Annotated in this window: 14 protein-coding genes; 2 read left to right on the forward strand and 12 right to left on the reverse strand. The window is 46.1% G+C overall.

The features are described from left to right. Nucleotides 1-1,508: 1,508 nt before the first annotated feature. The 7 genes from ACCI49_RS02770 to ACCI49_RS02800 form a co-directional block, all read right to left on the reverse strand. Entirely contained in the window at nt 1,509-1,883 is a 375-nt protein-coding gene (locus tag ACCI49_RS02770) for a RidA family protein (protein WP_371837449.1), read from the reverse strand. Between the two features lie 36 nt (nt 1,884-1,919). After that, nucleotides 1,920-2,654 (reverse strand): Kelch repeat-containing protein, encoded by a 735-nt coding sequence (locus tag ACCI49_RS02775; protein WP_371837450.1) that lies wholly within the window; start codon nt 2,652-2,654, stop codon nt 1,920-1,922. A 362-nt stretch (nt 2,655-3,016) separates the two neighbouring features. Next, nucleotides 3,017-3,478 carry a GNAT family N-acetyltransferase gene (locus tag ACCI49_RS02780; RefSeq protein ID WP_371837451.1) on the reverse strand — a complete coding sequence of 154 codons (462 nt, stop codon included), beginning with the start codon at nt 3,476-3,478 and terminating at the stop codon, nt 3,017-3,019. A 640-nt stretch (nt 3,479-4,118) separates the two neighbouring features. After that, nucleotides 4,119-5,459: an omega-aminotransferase AptA gene (aptA, locus tag ACCI49_RS02785; protein ID WP_371837452.1), complete on the reverse strand. Its 1,341-nt coding sequence runs from the start codon at nt 5,457-5,459 to the stop codon at nt 4,119-4,121. 237 nt (nt 5,460-5,696) lie between these two features. Continuing rightward, nucleotides 5,697-6,260 carry a phosphoribosyltransferase gene (locus ACCI49_RS02790; protein ID WP_020414231.1) on the reverse strand — a complete coding sequence of 188 codons (564 nt, stop codon included), beginning with the start codon at nt 6,258-6,260 and terminating at the stop codon, nt 5,697-5,699. Nucleotides 6,261-6,271: 11 nt separating this feature from the next. Next, a complete protein-coding gene (locus ACCI49_RS02795; protein ID WP_371837453.1) occupies nt 6,272-7,633 on the reverse strand; it encodes an NCS2 family permease in 1,362 nt (453 codons plus the stop codon). A gap of 1 nt (nt 7,634) precedes the next feature. Continuing rightward, the gene (locus tag ACCI49_RS02800) at nt 7,635-8,420 is read right to left on the reverse strand and encodes an outer membrane protein OmpK (RefSeq protein WP_371837454.1); all 786 of its coding nucleotides are present in this window, start codon (nt 8,418-8,420) and stop codon (nt 7,635-7,637) included. Between the two features lie 1,047 nt (nt 8,421-9,467). Here ACCI49_RS02800 and ACCI49_RS02805 point away from each other — a divergent pair. After that, nucleotides 9,468-9,884: a VOC family protein gene (locus ACCI49_RS02805; protein WP_371837455.1), complete on the forward strand. Its 417-nt coding sequence runs from the start codon at nt 9,468-9,470 to the stop codon at nt 9,882-9,884. A 61-nt stretch (nt 9,885-9,945) separates the two neighbouring features. Here ACCI49_RS02805 and ACCI49_RS02810 read toward each other — a convergent pair whose 3' ends face one another. Together ACCI49_RS02810 and ACCI49_RS02815 are read right to left on the reverse strand one after the other, a co-directional pair. Next, a complete protein-coding gene (locus ACCI49_RS02810) occupies nt 9,946-11,487 on the reverse strand; it encodes a cryptochrome/photolyase family protein (protein WP_371837456.1) in 1,542 nt (513 codons plus the stop codon). Between the two features lie 32 nt (nt 11,488-11,519). Further along, entirely contained in the window at nt 11,520-13,094 is a 1,575-nt protein-coding gene (locus ACCI49_RS02815; RefSeq protein WP_371837457.1) for an ATP-binding cassette domain-containing protein, read from the reverse strand. Nucleotides 13,095-13,531: 437 nt separating this feature from the next. Between ACCI49_RS02815 and ACCI49_RS02820 the strand changes: the two genes are divergently transcribed. Continuing rightward, nucleotides 13,532-14,077: a hypothetical protein gene (locus ACCI49_RS02820; protein WP_371837458.1), complete on the forward strand. Its 546-nt coding sequence runs from the start codon at nt 13,532-13,534 to the stop codon at nt 14,075-14,077. Between the two features lie 102 nt (nt 14,078-14,179). On the opposite strand, the gene ACCI49_RS02825 is transcribed toward ACCI49_RS02820, so the two are convergent. From ACCI49_RS02825 to ACCI49_RS02835, 3 genes are all read right to left on the reverse strand, one after another. Then, nucleotides 14,180-14,806 (reverse strand): hypothetical protein, encoded by a 627-nt coding sequence (locus tag ACCI49_RS02825; RefSeq protein ID WP_371837459.1) that lies wholly within the window; start codon nt 14,804-14,806, stop codon nt 14,180-14,182. A gap of 434 nt (nt 14,807-15,240) precedes the next feature. Then, nucleotides 15,241-16,425, reverse strand: coding sequence for a CaiB/BaiF CoA transferase family protein (locus ACCI49_RS02830; protein WP_371837460.1), 1,185 nt, complete (start codon nt 16,423-16,425; stop codon nt 15,241-15,243). Between the two features lie 101 nt (nt 16,426-16,526). Continuing rightward, nucleotides 16,527-17,675, reverse strand: coding sequence for an acyl-CoA dehydrogenase family protein (locus tag ACCI49_RS02835; protein ID WP_371837461.1), 1,149 nt, complete (start codon nt 17,673-17,675; stop codon nt 16,527-16,529). Nucleotides 17,676-17,739 lie beyond the last annotated feature (64 nt).

The raw sequence follows: 17,739 nt of genomic DNA on the forward strand, positions 1-17,739 counted from the left end.
GGTGATGGCATCTGAGTAATCGAACTATGCGCGCAGTGTTGAATTATAATTTTATTTCGTTTATTACCTCAGACTGACACACTGGCTGACGTTGCTTGAACACAATATTGAGCGTATGAAATAGCTACGAGAAAGGAACCAAGTAGGATATAAAGATTTTAAAAAGCACCGGTTTGTTAAGCAGTTTTCGAGGGCGCCACATTACCATTACTCCAAAAATCGCAGCCGTCTTGCCCATAAATTGTGTCGTCCTTCCAGTGTCCAAGTTTGGTGTTTTTACCAACAATCGTCGAACGCTCATCAATATCGATGCACCCTAGGATGAGCCTCACTTCCGACTCGGAGCCTGTTCGTTTGCGATAAAGTTTGCCTTTTTGTGGCAAGCGCTGCCGCCAGTTGGCATCCTCCGTTATAGCTTAGTATGTCGGCTGCTGTTGGAATCTAGGCTAGATTTCTTATACAAAAGAACTTTATTAAAAATATAATTTAGGCGTATATCTAGTTATTAAATAAATTTACGTGACAAGCATTTAGGGATACCTCCAATAATTATTATTTTGGTGCCTGTCTATACCCAATAACGGAGGTTACAGGGCGATAAAATTGGTGAAAATGCGATTTTTAGAGGTGCCTGATGCTTGCACTTGATTAATAAGTTATTGGCCAGCCATCACGGTTAAGACGCTTTTCACGGTTTGGTAGAGGCTTAGACTTCATTAGTGCATTGCGATCACCCAGTGGAGGCTGGACATACAGGAAAAGGAATCCTCAGGGTTCAACCGCCCTGCTTCCTGTCCTATCTAGCTGGCGCGGTGAACTGATAGAGTTCGATTGTGATCTGCTGAAAAGATTTTCCCGCGATCATAAACTGCGTCTCAGTATAATGGTACCGGACCCGAAAATAGGCTTGGCAGAGGCAATGCAGGAGGGAGGGACGATTTGAGCGCCGCGCCCCCCTTCCATTATCGAAAACCGACACCAATAAAGGTTGGTATTTTTCCAGGCCTTATATGAAGGTGAAAAATTGTTGGTGGCTGGGTTTGAGGATAATCCAGATGAGAGGTGTCTGCTTCTGGAGAGTTTCTATTCCACTCCAGCTGGTTACAATACCTCGCATGGACATGCACAGCCCGTCAGAGCTTTAACTCTGCATTTGAGTCGAACGCTAAGCAGTGATTTTGGCGAGGCTGAGGGGCCATAGGATTCCTACCGCACCCTGAATACTACCGAAAAGTCGTGTTGGTTATGTGTATAGCCGGGAATTGATAAATTATATGCGGGAGATCAGGGATAGGTACTAAAAAGAGGGAAGGAAAGAATACACTGTGCTCGGGACCGTATGAGGCATGGATGCCGATTACGAGCTTACAGGGATGTATTCACAGCGCGTCGCGAGTGCAGTGTATTCTTTCCTTCTGACCCAGTAGTAAGTTGAGTACTTGGATGTTGAGCGCAATCCGTCCAACTCGAATGTTAAATAATAATCCCCAACCTCCCAGCAGGAAAAATTATGACATTGCCGCTATCGCTTCAATTTCTATTTTAAGGTCCTCGTGAACAAGATTGGAAATCTCTACAAGTGAACAAGCGGGATAGTCGCTATCGTAAAAGTTAAATAATGCCTCACGAATTATACCCAGTTTGTCTATTTCTTTTACAAATATTGTTATCTTAATTAGGTCGGATTTAGTACGACCTTCGTGATCGAGAACTTTCTCTAATTGAGAAAGTATTTCCTGAAGTTGTTTTGATATGTCTTCAGCTTGAGCGTCCGTACCCATGGCTGTAAGGCCTGAGATGTAAAGACTATCTGCATGAATGACTGCATGTGCCATTGGGCCTTTTGCTTTTGGCAGGAAAGGGTAGTCTCGTCTATTTAGCATAGTTTCTCCTTCTGGAATTGATTGATAAAAGAGCAGCTAACGGCTCCAGTTTAATTGTACCATGGAAGCGAGTGTATCCTGCGGCCCAACTCTGGTGGCGCCACCAATAATATACAGATTCTCGCCTATAGCTACAGCGCCGTGACCATGTCGTGCTTCATTTAGCTGGGCCACCTTGCTCCAGTGATCACTAATTGGGTCATAGGCCCAGATAGCATTGGACACCTTTCCTGACTTCCAGTTGCCATTTGGACCAAAAGCCTCACCACCTGTAACGAGGATCTTTTCATTGATTGATGTTGCTGTCAGCCCGGCTAGGGCTTGCGGAAGTGCTCGTATTTTTTCCCATTTATCCAGAGTGGAATCATAAACTTCAGAATAGGAGAGATTCCTGGCTTTACTATGACGACTGCTGCTCTGGCGACCACCAATAACATAAATTCGGTTGCCAATTGCTGTCCCAGCAGCAGAATTTCTGCTGATACTGGCTGGCGCTGCTGACTCCCAATGGGTATTGTTAACCAACAAAAAATGACTGTCTGAATCGATATTTTTGGAGTTTTTGTTCGGGGACTTTCCACCTATCACATGGATATTTTCAGAGGCAGTTGTATATATGCTTTCGGCCATGGGTTGGGGTAGATGTCTTATCTCGGTCCAACGGTCATTATCCTCGAAAATCTGGTAAACCGTATTTTGAATTTGCCAAGCCTTGCCCTTTTCTCCATAGAAATCGCCAATACCATACAAATAGTGGGAATTGCTGGCCATTCCAAGGTGGTGTCTGGGTTTTGGAAGTTCTGGGCCTTTTCTCCAAATGTTTGCCTTAGGTGAATAAATATAACTATGTTTTGATGAGGAAAGACCGTAGAAAATTGGGGTGGCGGATGGAACAAAGCCTCCGGCTACGTAAATTTCATTGCTGAAGGCCGCAGGGTATATTTCCTGAGTTGATATCCCCATAGCAGGTAAATTTTTTAAGGTCAGCTGCGGTTTCCTCGGTTTGAACTCTGCTTTTGTGGTTACTCCACTGAGAAAAATAGGTGGCAGCCCTATGAATTTCAAAAAATCCCTTCTGGATAACGTCATGATCTTTGGGTGCTCCTCTAGAAGTGTGAGGAAATGGTGACGATTTACAGTCTTTTGGAAAAAAATAGGCTATAAATATCTTCTTTATAGTTACTGAAAGGCCCGCACTTTTCAAAATCATATTGTCGATATAATGAGACTGCGGGAGCGAAGACGTCACTGCTACCCGTTTCTAATTTTACTTCTCGATATTTACGAGACTTGGCTTCTTCCAGGATTTTTTCAAGTATTTTTCTGGCAATGCCTTTGCGTAGAAATGTCCTGTTGGTTTTCATAGATTTAATCTCTCCAAGAGTTGGTGAGATTTCCTTGAGAGCGCCACACCCTACCAAAACTCCATTGATCCTCGCACCCCAGAAGGTGATCTTTGAATTCTTCAGCTCTTGTGGGGGCAAGGCATGAACGCTACTTGGAGGAGAGTGTTGATACATTTCTTGCAAGTGGGATTCCAGAAGTTTACTAATGGAGCCGTCAGAGAGATCGTCTTTTTGTACTGATATTTCCATTTCAGGTAGTCTTTGTCTTTCTAAGTCAAGTGTTGTGATATACGGAATAATGAATGAAATTTACTTGTTCACTTTTTGCTTAATTTTGAATTGGGCAATCATCAATAACGATAAGCCCTTCACCGAGGGAATACGTTTTCAAGTGCGAAGCAGAACGGTAATTGTAAGAATTTTCAATGGACTGACGTGAATTTATTATTAGCAAGGTGGCCAGAAAAAGTAAACTCCTAAATGGGCGCGACATTGAACCTCTCATTGATGGTTGCTTTTGTATGGGTTGTTTTTATTTCATTTCAGCTATGCCTGTCCGATTTATAGCTTAATAATTAAAAAGGGCCGGAATTCCCTTATGACGGCCCTTGCGAGAAAAGTATTACGCTGCCGTATTGGGGCATCTTGAGAGACTACGTCAAATAGTGTTGAGATTAGCCTTGGTGCTACTCTAGCAGGGTTAGCCTTATCTTGATACAACGCTTGCTGTTATAGTCAGTGGTGATTCTATAGTGCCATGATTAATGTTGGCTTGAACCGCTGTTTCCCTTTTAGGGTGTCATTGACTAGTCCAGCAAGCTGAGTTTTGCGTTGAAATGTTGTGCTTGTGCGACGGGCCGTTGTTTGGGTTAGTGAAACAGTATGGCAGTTACTGACCATTGGCTACCTCGAGGATAGACTCGGCAAGGGCATTGACTAAGCCATCGATTTCTTCGCTAGTTGAAATAAACGGCATCCCCAACTGAACGGTGTCGCCGCCGTAACGAATATAAAACCCCTTATTCCACATTTTCATGGCAATGCGAAAGGGGCGCAGCAGTGGTTCGCCTGGAGCGGATTCAATAGTCAAGCCTGCTGCCAAACCGCAGTTTCGAATATCGCTAATTAATGCCAAGCCCCTTAATTGATGAATGGTTTCCTCCAATACGTAAGCGAGTTCCGATGCGCGCTGGAACAGGTTTTCCTGCTCCAGGATGCTGATGGTAGCCAGCGCTGCAGCACAGGCCACTGGATGGGCCGAGTAGGTGTAACCATGGGCAAGCTCGAGTTGGTAGTCGGGACCTCCTTGTTCCATAAAGGTGTCATAGATTCCCTGGCGAACTGCCACCGCGCCCATGGGTATGTTGCCATTGGTAAGTTGCTTGGCGGTATTGAGAATATCCGGTACTACGCCAAAGAGTTCTGCCCCGGAAGCCGTTCCCATTCTGCCAAAAGCGGTAATCACCTCGTCAAATATCAACAATATTTGGTGTTGGTCACAGATCTCGCGGAGTCGCTGCAAGTAGCCTTCCGGCGGAGGCAGTACGCCGGCAGAGCCGGCCATGGGCTCAACGATTACAGCCGCAATATTGTTGGGATCGTGTAGGGCAATTAATTCGAGTAGCTCGTTGGCCAAGTGGGCGCCCTGTTGAGGCTGTCCTTGGCAAAAGCGGTTTTCTGGCAATAGCGTATGGGATAAATGATCAGCATCGAGCGCGGGACCGAATAATGATCGGTTGGCACCTATGCCGCCAACACTAATTCCACCAAAATTCACACCATGATAGCCATTTATGCGGCCGATCAGTTTGGTCTTTCCCGGTAAACCTCTTTTGCGCCAATAGGCTCGGGCGATTTTTAGGGAGGTTTCTGTAGATTCAGAACCGGAATTCGTAAAAAAAATGCGGTTGAGCCCTGCCGGCATAAAGTGTGTGATTCGCTCAGCCAGCTCGAAGGACTTTGGGTGAGCAAACTGGAACGCGGGGGCATAGTCGAGAGTAATTAGTTGTTGTTTGATGGCTTCGGCGATTTCGCGGCGATTGTGACCGGCACCACAGTTCCACAGCCCCGAAAGACCATCGAATATCTGGCGGCCATCTGCACTGGTGTAGTAGCAGCCTTTGGCAGCTGTGATGATGCGGGGATCTCGTTTGAATTGTCGGTTACCTGTATATGGCATCCAGTGGGTATCTAGCTGTGCCTGAGATAGCCCTGCAAGTTTGTCGTTCATTTTTATTTTCCGACACTTGAATCTAAGGATTTTATTCTGGACCAACTTTGCTATTTAATAAATTAGTTGAAACCAACTTTAGTTTCATAAGCCGGCGCTATTAAGAAAGCTTTGGAGTATCGAAAAGGCGAGGCTGGTGTATTTAGCAAGAGGGAGGCTGGCTGTATCGGGGCCTGGGGGGCTAGGTATGGTTTGCGAGGGGATATCGGGGGCCAGAGCCCCCGGTTGGAGCCACAATTAAACGGCAGTGGCAATCCGGTCTACATAGGGCGCCAGCTCTGGCTTGTTTTCCAGGATTTCTTCCCGTGAGAGGCCATCGATTTCGTGTGGGAATACCAGCCACTCTTCAGTCTTGTGGATAAAGTAATCCGGTACACGCTTTGCTTTATTGTTTTTCGGCTTGTAGTAAGGGGTGGCAATGCGAATTTCAGGCGTGTTCTTCTTACAGGCTGCACGCAGATCTTCAATGGTCTGCTCTATACTCAGGCCGGAATCGTGTACGTCGTCCACGATCAGCAGGGAATCATGAGACTCCAGGCGTTTGATCAGGTAGTTCAGTCCATGTACGCGAACTTTCTTATCACGTTCGCCGATCCCGAGGTAGGACGAAGTCCGGATTGCGATATGGTCCGCATCCACACCCATTACATGCAGCAACTCCTGTACCGCGATACCTACCGGAGCGCCGCCACGCCAAACACCGACAATGTAGTTGGGGCGGAAGCCGCTCTGATAGATTTGTTCCGCAAGCGCGTAGGAATCCGTCAAGAGTTGCTGTGCGCTGATAAAATGCTTTTTCATCAATGTACCCCTCAGAAAAAGGCGAACTTGGCAATAAAGAGTGCCGCTAACACGTAGACACTGATACTGACGTCTTTGCTGCGCCCGCTCAGTGTTTTGATGACCGCGTAGGCAATAAAACCCAATGCAATGCCGTGAGCGATAGAGAAAGACAGTGGCATCATAACCGCTGCAATCACCGCTGGGGCGGCTTCTGTGATGTCATCCCAGTCGATGGAGGACATGCCGGAGGTCATCAATACCCCAACATACAGTAGGGCACCTGCGGTTGCGTAAGCGGGAACCATACCGATCAATGGGGAGAAGAAAATTGCCAATAGGAATAGGCCGGCACAAACCACCGCGGTCAGGCCGGTGCGTCCACCGGCGGTAATACCCGCGGTGCTTTCCACATAACAGGTGGTGGTGGAGGAACCCAGAACGGAGCCAACTACGGACGCAGAGCTATCAGCCATCAGGGCTTTACCCATGCCCGGCAGCTTGCCATTCTTGTCCAGTAGCTTGGCGCGGTCGGAAACACTCAGCAAGGTGCCAGCGGTATCGAACAGGTCCACGAATAGGAAGGCGAAGATTACGCTGATCATACCAATTTCAAAGGCACCGGCAATATCCAGCTCAAGGTAAGTGGGAGCCAAGCTTGGGGGAGCGGCTACCAGACCAGAGTACTCTACCTTGCCGATTGCCAGGGCGATAACAGTGACCGCGAGAATACCGATCATCACAGAGCCGAGCATACGGCGGTAGGACAGGGCCACAATAATAAAGAAGCCCAGGGCTGCCAGCATGGCTTCAATGGACTTAAGGTCACCCAGTGTTACCAGAGTGGCCGGGCTGGCTACCACAATACCGGCGCTCTTCAGAGCAATAATTGCCAGGAACAAGCCGATGCCGGCGGCTAATGATTGCCGCAGAGATAGCGGGATACTGTCGATAATCCACTCCCGCAGCTTAAAGATACTGAGCAATAGGAATATCACACCGGATATAAACACTGCACCCAGGGCCACCTGCCAGCTATAACCCATCTCGCCCACAACCACATAGGCAAAAAAAGCGTTGAGGCCCATACCCGGTGCCAAAGCTATTGGATAGTTGGCGTAGAGACCCATTACCAGGCAGCCGATTGCCGCTGCGAGGCAGGTCGCCATAAACACGGCGCCCTTGTCCATGCCGGCTGCAGCGAGGATATTGGGGTTTACAAAAATGATGTAAGCCATGGTCAGGAATGTAGTAACGCCGGCAATCACTTCCCGACGAACATTCGTTTGACGCTCGGACAACTTAAACAGCTTTTCCAGCAGGGAGGCATTGGCTCCTGCCGGAGAAATGCCAGTCCCAGCGGTTGCTGATGTTTGGATATCAGTGGGTTTCATATCAGAAGTGGTACTTTACTAGCAGGTTTACGTTGCGCTCATTGGAATCAACTCCGAAGGAGCCATCTTTAATTCCAAACTTGTCATTCCAATGTACATACTCAATACCGGCATACAGGGCCTTGGGCTCTCCCCAGTTAGAGCCTACATCCCACTTGAGCTGGGAGGTGAAGTTCATACTTGGGTGTGTGTCTTCAGAAGCGCTGGTCCAATCGATAAAGCCATCGTAAACGAAGCTGGCACTGCCCAAGGTAAACGGCATGGCCCAAACCAGGGTCAGCTGCTCATTGCTGGCTTTGTCGTCATTGTCTCGGTGGTAGGCATTGACCTGAACAAAGGAAAAGCCCGGCACTGCGAGATCTAAACCAACACCTGTCAGGATATTCGTAAAATGTGGGCCCGTAGCTGTGAGGCCATCCGGGTCATCCATATTGCCCAGCTCAACGGTGGTAGCCACTAGTACGTCGGTCATGGGCCCCCAAGCTAACTCACGATTGCTGAGCTTCCCCAGGCTCAGGCGGGGTGAAATTTCAGAATAAAGTTCCTTCGAGCCGTCTTCTGAGTCCAGGTAGTCAGCAAAGATAAACAGGTCGCCCCAGCTGTGACCACTGGCGTGTTCGAAAGTGACTACAGAGCGTTCGGAGTCATCAGTGCTAAGGCTGTAGTTAACCTCATAATCGCTGCCGTACAGCAGGCTCAGGCTGTTGTCACTCCAGGTCATTTCAGCTTGGACAGCTGTAGACAGCAGGCCGGTGGCCATGAGTAGCAGGGGCTTGGTTGGTTTCATTCTATTACCTCTGGTACGGCGACAGGCGGAGACCGCACTGGCGGCCGACATTCCGGTCGGCAGAGTTGGTTAAAAAATAGTCGCGGAATGTACCAGAGTTTACGGCCTGTTTTCCAGTATTTTTTTTCAGCAATCGCGCTTCTTAAATAAGGGTGAAAGCAATGTTGTACCAGTGGATTCTCTAAAAGAAAAATATTTTTACCTTTTGCAATTTTTACGGTTTGGGACTGGGAAATAGGTCTAATGAAGGAATGGTCTAATACCCCAGTGGTAGAAGTTACTTCGGCTGGGATTGTGGTGGCCAATCAGTCGTAACTTGGGAGTTTCTCTTAGTGCTGGCACCAAAATACCGTGGTTTGATTGCGGGTTACTGGATGGCTAAATAAGGGCACGATTAGCTAAATAGGATTCCTTCAATCATCGCACGGTCAGCGGATGGCGCATTTTCTTAAACAGGCGGGCCAGTAAGCTAGCGGGTTAATGCCGCGCAAGGATATGCTTCAGTCGACCATAGTCTGGTTTGAGCCGGTGTAAAATCAGCAGATAAGCGTATCTGCGGCAGTATTTCAGCGGCGACACTGAAATCGGTGAGGATTCATCTATTTCATTTCCGGGAATTAAGAATTAGTAAACTCACGAGTCAGTTCTTCATTCCAGTCCTTCCTGTGAGCTCTGCCAGTAATTTAGTAAAACATTTATGTTAAACTAACTACCTTGATTAGGAGGATATTTCAAAGTCTGCTGACCAGTGGTGACCTGGATTTAGATCCTATGGCTTTTTGAGCATTAGGTGGGAGGCGTAGATGCTGTTCCTTATAAATAGAAATAGTATTTACGGTAGAAGGGAAAATGGCCGGTAACTTCTTGAAATTTCAACATGCTTCGGGGCTTCACAGAGTGAGCCGCGAGGCTGAATAAATAATAAATGGGTCGGTCGACCCTCAATGTGTATACCGATTGATCAAGCAACTTAACTCCTCGGTATTGGCTGGTGACTGTCCAGTGTCTACTTTGGGGAGTGAGGAGCAATCAGTGGTGGGAGGCTATATGAAATCGAATTGTCTGCATCTTGCGATTCCTGCAGGTGACCTGGAAACTGCAAAGAAATTTTACTGTGATGTATTGGGTTGTAAAACTGGTAATAGCGAAAAGGGTCGCTGGGTAGACATCGACTTTTGGGGCAATGAGCTGACATTACATCAGAGTGAAGAAAAATTACCCAATGTGCGCCACAAGGTGGATATGGGTGAGGTTGCTGTCCCTCATTTTGGTATCCATCTCCCTGATGATGAATTCCAGGCCCTCAAAGCCCGTATCGAGGCTGCAGGACTCGAATACCTGGACAAGCCTTACCGCCGCTTTGTTGGAAATGAATACGAACAGGAGACCTTCTTCATCGAAGATCCAAATGGTAATGTCTTGGAAATGAAGACCATGGTGAACCCCGAGTTGATGTTTAAATAAAAGAACTCAGTTACCCACATTAAATGAGCTTCGGGCATGGATGCCCAGCGCTGGAGGATGCTTATTTTTTTCGGTCTTTCAAAGTGCGAATAAGGCTAACAGCTCTTTTTTTTATATCTTTTAATTCCCTCTTTTCAATTTTATCCAGCAAGCTCAGCATCATGGCTAGCCTCGGATTATTGTTAAAGTAATTACGCTTTTCTGCGAGAAAGTTCCAGTAAAGACTATTGAAGGGACAGGCATCGTCTCCAATTCTTTCCTTAACTTTATATCGACAGTCATTGCAATAATTACTCATTTTATTAATGTAAGCCCCACTGCTGATATAAGGTTTGGTAGCAACCAGGCCACCGTCAGAAAATTGGCTCATGCCCCTTGTGTTAGGCATTTCCACCCATTGTATGGCATCAATGTAAATACCCAGATACCAAGCTTCTACCTGATCGGGATCAGTTTGGGTAAGTAGAGCAAAGTTTCCAGTAATCATCAGACGTTGGATATGGTGGGCATAGGCATGTTCCAAGCTATTTTTGATGGTCTGTTGGAGGCAGTTCATCTCCGTTTTTGCGGTCCAATAGAATGAGGGTAGTGGGTTTTTATTGTGCAACTTGTTTTGTTTGCCATACGCCGGCATCTCTCTCCAGTAGATTCCACGCATATATTCACGCCAGCCTAATATTTGCCGTACAAAACCCTCAACTTGGTTAATGCGAATGCATTTTTTATTAGATTCCCATTGGTTGATAACAGCTTTTATCACTTCCAGAGGGCTAAGTAGTTTGCAGTTGAGGGAAAAGCTAAGTCGACTGTGGAAAAGGTAAGCCTCGCTGGGGTCCATAGCATCTTGAAAATCACCAAAATGCGGGAGCAGATTTGTGCAAAAATGGTGAAGTAGTTTAAGGCTGTCTTTTCGATTGGTTGGCCAAGGAAAGCGTTGCGGATCAATTCTTCCAATTGTCTCTATATTTGCTTTTTGAATGCGATTAAATGTATTAGAAATATCTTTACGAAATAGATATTGGTGGGGAGCTTTTATATCGCTTTTCCATTTTTTGCGATTATCTTGGTCATGGTTCCACTTACCTCCTTCAGGTCCGTCGTTGCTATTCATTAAAATTTTATATTTTCTACGCATATGGCGGTAGAAGTTTTCCATTATAAGAATCTTCTTATCTTGGAAAAAATTCGATAGTTCCTCTCTATTGGTTAGGAAGTGCTCTGTATCATGAGCCTGGTGATCTATTGCCATTTCTCGGCACAGTTTTTTTAACTGTTGATCCAGTCGATGTTCATCCGGTAACAGATATTCAAATCTTTCAAAGCTGAATTTACTGACCAAGTATTTGATATTTTCCGCGAGGTCCTGCCTGTTCTCCTTGTCATCTAACTTAAAGTGGATGACCTTCTTATTGCGTAACTTAAGCCATGTGGCAAACTCCTGCATGGCTTCGAAGAATGCCACCACTTTTTGAATATGGTGAACAACATAGTCTGTCTCCTGGCGCATTTCGGCGATAAAGTAAACGATCTCATCGCTGTCATCACGATACCAAGAGTGTTTGTGATTGAGTTGGTCCCCTAGAATCAGACGAAGTGTCTTCACTGATAGTACCCTTGTCTGAGAGTTATCCTTAGTTATTCAAGTTTTAGCTGTCCATTGACGCCTATAGCTTCGATAAAAGCCGGATCATGTGAGGCTATCAGAAAGGTACCAGGAAAGTCCCTAAGAGCTCTCTCCAGTAACTGGCGGGAATCCAGATCCAAATGATTTTCTGGTTCGTCCAGTAGTAGCAGATCTGCAGCTGGGTTGCCATGTGTAGCTGCAAGAAGGGCTACTTTAAGGCGTTCTCCACCACTTAAGAGTCTGATAGGGCGCAATGCCATATCACCTCTTAGGCGCATACTCCCCATTGCTGTGCGCCACTCCAACTCTCTACTTCCGGGGAAGCGTTGAATCAGGTTGTCGAGAGCAGATAGATCTTTGTTGAAAATGCTAAGATCCTGGTCCAAATAGCAATAACTCCCAAAGCGTTGGCAAACCCCCGCTTGCGCCTCCAGTTGGCCTGCGATAATTTTCAACAAGGTAGATTTGCCGTATCCGTTTCCACCAGTGACATGCCAGCGATCTCCACTATGTAGAGTCATGGATATGGGTGCTCGATGTTTTCCAAAGGGAAGGCATAAATTCTCAAGATGTAATCGTATGGTCCCATGTAAAAAACCAGGAATGATATTGAGCTTTTGTGGTGTTAATTTTTGATTCCTCTTCTTGGATAGCTCTTGGAAATGCTTTTGTGTGTTCTCTAGCTGTGACTGGCGTCGATCAAGTTCACGTTTTATTCTGCCAAGGTTCTGCCCTGCACGGTCTTTTTGCGCATCTACCAGTGATTTGCTCTGAGAGCTGCGCCGACGTTCTCCCTGATGCTGTCTCATTGTGGTCTTATGAAGGGTCTGTTGCTTAAGTTCATTTAATTTTTTTAATTCTTTACGATTTGCTTCTATTCTTTGTGATAATACTGCTTGCTCAGCGTTCCGTTGATGCTGGTAGTCGCTGTATCCACTTCCGTATAGTCGTAATTTCTGCTGATTTATTTCCAATATCTGATTCACATTTTCTAATAACTGCCTGTCATGGCTAGCTATTAAAGCTCCACCTGGATGTTGTATTAATCTATTTTTAAGCCATTCCCGCCCCTCCCGATCCAGACAGTTATTGGACTCATCCAAAAGAAGGTAGTGATCTGGATAGGCAAATGCAGTAGAGAGAGTTAGCCGTGCCCTCTGGCCACCACTCAGCTTATTGATTGGTGTATCCAGGGAGGCTTGAATGTCTGCGGATTTTAACTGGCGTTTCCAGGTGGCGGGTAAGTGCCAGTTATCAGCAACTGCAACTAGATCTTCCTCTGCTGAGAGGCCTTGTTCGATACGATAGAATACGCTGTAGAGTTCACCGTGTTTCAGACAGTCGGCGACCCTTAAATTTTCTATATCCTGAAATTGCTTAACTAAAAAATGGGGTTTGCTCCAAATAATTCGGCCGGTCTCGGTTATTGTCTGGCCAGAGAGCGCCTTTAATAAAGTGGACTTTCCCCAGCCATTGGGTGCAACCAGTCCGGTGATGCCTGTTGGTAATTCTGAGTTTATTCGGTTAAAGAGTAGTGTGTCCCCAATTGCTAGAGAGAAGTTTTCAAGAGTACAAATAGCTGGCATATAGCCCTCCGTTAAACGGAGCGGGCGGCGTAGAGTCTTTACGGAGAAGTGATTTTATTCAATGGAATTACGCCACCTGCACAGGATAAACAGTTCCACCCAAGAGAGCGGATTTATTTCCAGTGTCATGCAGGGTTTAGTTCATTGGCGTAAAAGGCTCCAACTGAAAATGCCTGAAACTCATTAATTTATCCAGGCCATTGATATGGATTGCAGGGGTGAAGCTTAATCAATAATGAGGTAGGGTGCAAGAGTTGCTCATGAAGATTGAGTTGTTCGTCGGAGGTATTTTTAAAAATCTGGCTGGATGCTTAATGGATTTGATAGTTGTAATTAAGCGGTGAGAGCACCAAGTTTAAAAACTCATCTAAACTCTAGGCTGAAAGTTTCAGTCGATCGGTAAAAGGTGTGTCTAGACAGTCATAACTGGAGAGGTCATGAGCAGGATACCTTTAGCTTCGATTCAGGAATTTGACAGCAAGACACAGAAGTTGCTGGGTGGACTACCGCCGGTAAATATTGCGCTGATGTTAGCAAGAACGGGGATTGCTCCAGAGATATATTCAGTGATCTCGGCATTATTTAGCAATGATTACTTACCGGATGATGATCGTGAGATCATGCTTTATCGAATCTGCAAAGGTAATGATTCCCAATATGAGATCAATTTTCACCGAAAAACGGCTACTCTGCCACAGGAAATTGTTAATATAGTACTTTCTGAGAATATCACCTCGCTGAATTCCTGGCACCGGACACTTTGTGTAGCATGTGACGAGATCACTAACGATGCAAAGATGACAGAGAGTTCAGTTCATGCTTTTGTGGAGCACTATGGTTCTTATGATATGACTTGCCGCGCTATATTTCTTTTGAGTTGGTTTAATATGCTGACCAGGTATTCTGATTCCACTGGCGTGCCGTTCGAAAGCGATCAGATATTAAATTCTATTGCCTCCCCGGTAAAAATGAGGAAGCATTGATCCAGTTTCGTACTAGAAGTACGCTCATCTTACCTGGAGAGGCTTAATTGCTGGATTAAAAGCTATTTCATAATCTAAGCTCAGATATAGAGCAGTTTTTTATTATAAGTTAAGGCAATTTCCTGGTTTGTAAAATAGACTGGTTCGATGCAATCCGGTTGCAGTAGGTTTCATTCCTTCGAAATGTAATACTTTAAACCCTGCGGCCTCGCCAAGGGTGATAGCCGGACCATATTTTTCACGTGTTGAATCATCTAGTAAAATGACACCATCATCGGTTAAACATGAAAGGCTTTGTTTAAAACAGTTGACCCGGTCTCGCCCATCCACGACTATCAGTTGAAACTTTTTGTCAAGATTTTTGATTGCACGACAATATTCACCATCTTTGTCCGCTGCCTGAAATGCTATGTTGGCATTTTGAGGCAATTGCTTTGTCATTATTTCAAACCACTTTGGATTATCTTCTACACTTTGTACCGAGGCTGTACGCTCTGCATAGAATCGCGTTGAAAACCCGCTGCCAAACTCAAAGACGGTTAGATCCTTACTCAGGCGCTCCTGCAGAAATCCTATGACTGGATAATTCATCCACGGTAATGCACTGCCCTCTGCGTCACAGGGGTAACCTCGCTTAAAGGATTCTAGCCAGCCAGTTACTTGAAGATATGAAGATCTGCGAAAAATTGCCTTTCGGGCAGCGATAAATCGCCAAAACGGATTTTTCATAAAAAACAGATACCTACTAAAAAAGGGGGGAAGGAAAGAATGCGCAGCGCTCGGGACCGTATGGGGCATGGATGCCGATTACAAGCTTACAGGGATGTATTCACAGCGCGTCTCGAGTGCAGTGTATTCCTTCCTTCTGACCCAGTAGTATGATTATTATTCTACAGTGGCATACCCAAATGATAAGGTAAATCCCACATTGGAGTTCATGTACAGATGTTGGATCCTACACCATGTTAGAACTTAGTAGCAAATTTGTATTTGGCGAGTACTTTCTGTGACAGTTACCAACAAATAAGATTATAAATGAGCTTACTATTATCTGTACTGATTCCCAGCTCTTCTTCATAGAGTATGATTTCAGATAATCCCAGATCCATGGTTTGCAGGTGAGGAAAACGGTTTTTTTTAGGGTTGCATAAAAATAGCAGATACTAATTAAAAGTAATTATTTTTTCAATCTCAGATGGGCTGTATCCCAGGGATTGCAGGACAGAGTGGCTGTGTTCACCAAGGGTAGAACCAGCTGTGTGCTCTAGGTTTTTTTGACCGTCAAAATAAAAAGGGCTATTTATCTGCGTGATCTTATTTCCATTAGGTGTAATCGCCAAACATAGCATTTCCCGCTCTTGGATTTGTGCGCTTTCAGCCGCTTCATTGAAATTGAGCACGGGTTCTACGCAGGCATCATTGCTTTCAAAAATTATATTCCAGTCCTGAAAATTCCGTTCGCGTATAACTGTGGCTATATCTTGTTTTAGAGAATTCTGATCATCGGCAGCAAGCACGCGATTTATCCACTCGGGATGATCGATGCACTGAAAAAACCTCTCTGCAAATTGAGGTTCCAGGCTGCCCACCGCCAAATAGCGATTATCTTTGGTGCGATAGTAGTCATAGTAGCTACCTCCGTTGAGAAATTCCTTTTCCAACTGAGGATCTTGATGTTTCGCCAGGGAATTTGCCCCACATATTGCATTCAAGGCGAAAGCGCAGTCGGTCATGCTGATATCGATGTATGTTCCAGTACCTGATTGCTGACGCTTATATACGGCGGCGAGTATAGCCATTACCGCATGATGTGAGCCACCTGCGATGTCGGCAATCTGTGTGCCGCTGAGGCTGGGGCCACTGCGGTCTCGCCCTGAATAACTTGCGAGGCCAGAGAGTGCCAGGTAGTTAATATCATGGCCGGCGCGTTGTTTGAGTGGACCATTTTGTCCATAGCCGGTGATGGAACAATAAATAATATCCGGCCGTAGAACCTGAAGTGACTGATAACCTATTCCCAGCTTGTCCATGACGCCGGGCCTGAATTGCTCAATGACAATATCGTAATTATGCAGAAGGCGCTGAATAATGTCTTTTGCCTTGGGGCTTTTAAGGTCTAATGCCAGGGATTTTTTGTTACGGTTAATTGTGGCATGGGCAGCGGAGATAGTCTCCTCGCCGTCAACCATGGGGGGGGAATAGCGCAGCATGTCCGGGCGAGTTGGTGATTCGATACGCAGGATTTCGGCACCCAAATCCGCCAATAGCATTGTGGCATATGGGCCTGGCAAGAGGGTGGTAAAGTCAAGAATTTTGAGCCCATGGAGTGGACCTTTATTATTTTGCATAAGATCTGCTGGCTGTGTATTGGTCTTAAGGATAGGTTCTGAACTAGTTCTGCCGGATGTGTAGCTGAGCCAGCAACCTGGTTGGTTGCTGGCTCAATGGGTTACCTCTCCCGAAGCAGTTCGCGAGAGATGATCAACTTCATAATTTCATTGGTGCCGGCATAAATACGCTGGACACGGGCATCGGCCCAGGCGCGGGCAATTGGATATTCCCACATGTAGCCAAAACCTCCGTGCAGTTGGACACATTCATCCAGGAGCTTGCATTGAAAGTCGGTACTGAGGAGTTTGGCTTTTGCAGCTGTGGCGACATCAAGTTTTTTCTCATAGTGCAGCTCAAGGCAGCGGTCTACAAAAACCCGAAGGGCGGTGAGCTCACTATCAAGCTCAGCAAGTTTAAACTGGGTGTTTTGGAAAGCGGAGATGGGTTTGCCGAAGGCCTTGCGTTCCCGTACATAGTCGAGAGTCCACTGTAGGGCAGCTTCAGCATTGGCTACTGCGAAGATGGCGACACTGAGGCGTTCTTGAGGCAGTTCCTGCATCAAGTAAATAAAGCCCTGGCCCTCTGCGCCGAGTAAGTTCTCTACCGGTACTTTTACATCATCGAAGAAAAGCTCCGAAGTATCCTGAGCTTTCAGCCCAATTTTTTCCAAATTGGTGCCCCTCTTAAAGCCGGGGGAGTTGGCATCCACCAACAATAGGCTTACTCCAGATGCCCCTTCATTGGGATCTGTTTTGGCTACGACAATCACCACATCGGCATGCTGGCCATTGGTAATAAAAGTTTTGGAGCCATTAAGCAGGTAGTGCTCCCCCTGTTTGATGGCAGTGGTTCTTATCCCTTGAAGATCGGAACCGGTGCCGGGCTCAGTCATGGCAATGGCGGTGACGATTTCGCCGCTGATACACTTAGGCAGATACTTTCTCTTTTGTTCCTCTGTACCGTATTTGATGATATAAGGCACGGCTATATTGGAGTGGAGACCCCACCCGATGCCTGAGAGACCGGCATGGGCAACTTCTTCGTCAATTATAGCGTTGTAGCCATAGTCCAGTTCCAGGCCACCATAAGCTTCGGGTATCTGTGGGCAGAGGAAGCCCATTTCTCCAGCTTTATTCCACAGCGCGCGATCAACCTGCCCGTCTTTTTCCCACTGGCTGTGATAAGGGGCAGCTTCATTTTCGAGGAATTTACGTACTGTGTCGCGAAAGCGCTCATGCTCTTCACTATAAACAGTTCTTGGTATCATCTGTTACTCCATCATTATTCATTATGATCTGGAACTTCTGATAATAGTATGCGCGCTATAACTG

Origin of the sequence: Microbulbifer epialgicus (assembly GCF_041447265.1) — a bacterium.
Lineage (GTDB): Bacteria > Pseudomonadota > Gammaproteobacteria > Pseudomonadales > Cellvibrionaceae > Microbulbifer > Microbulbifer epialgicus.

What these genes read in the sequence shown, in the direction of transcription:
- ACCI49_RS02770 (WP_371837449.1), bottom strand. Translation starts at nt 1,883, where the DNA reads ATGCTAAATAGACGAGACTACCCTTTCCTGCCAAAAGCAAAAGGCCCA.
- ACCI49_RS02775 (WP_371837450.1), bottom strand. Translation starts at nt 2,654, where the DNA reads ATGGCCAGCAATTCCCACTATTTGTATGGTATTGGCGATTTCTATGGA.
- ACCI49_RS02780 (WP_371837451.1), bottom strand. Translation starts at nt 3,478, where the DNA reads ATGGAAATATCAGTACAAAAAGACGATCTCTCTGACGGCTCCATTAGT.
- aptA (WP_371837452.1), bottom strand. Translation starts at nt 5,459, where the DNA reads ATGAACGACAAACTTGCAGGGCTATCTCAGGCACAGCTAGATACCCAC.
- ACCI49_RS02790 (WP_020414231.1), bottom strand. Translation starts at nt 6,260, where the DNA reads ATGAAAAAGCATTTTATCAGCGCACAGCAACTCTTGACGGATTCCTAC.
- ACCI49_RS02795 (WP_371837453.1), bottom strand. Translation starts at nt 7,633, where the DNA reads ATGAAACCCACTGATATCCAAACATCAGCAACCGCTGGGACTGGCATT.
- ACCI49_RS02800 (WP_371837454.1), bottom strand. Translation starts at nt 8,420, where the DNA reads ATGAAACCAACCAAGCCCCTGCTACTCATGGCCACCGGCCTGCTGTCT.
- ACCI49_RS02805 (WP_371837455.1), top strand. Translation starts at nt 9,468, where the DNA reads ATGAAATCGAATTGTCTGCATCTTGCGATTCCTGCAGGTGACCTGGAA.
- ACCI49_RS02815 (WP_371837457.1), bottom strand. Translation starts at nt 13,094, where the DNA reads ATGCCAGCTATTTGTACTCTTGAAAACTTCTCTCTAGCAATTGGGGAC.
- ACCI49_RS02820 (WP_371837458.1), top strand. Translation starts at nt 13,532, where the DNA reads ATGAGCAGGATACCTTTAGCTTCGATTCAGGAATTTGACAGCAAGACA.
- ACCI49_RS02825 (WP_371837459.1), bottom strand. Translation starts at nt 14,806, where the DNA reads ATGAAAAATCCGTTTTGGCGATTTATCGCTGCCCGAAAGGCAATTTTT.
- ACCI49_RS02830 (WP_371837460.1), bottom strand. Translation starts at nt 16,425, where the DNA reads ATGCAAAATAATAAAGGTCCACTCCATGGGCTCAAAATTCTTGACTTT.
- ACCI49_RS02835 (WP_371837461.1), bottom strand. Translation starts at nt 17,675, where the DNA reads ATGATACCAAGAACTGTTTATAGTGAAGAGCATGAGCGCTTTCGCGAC.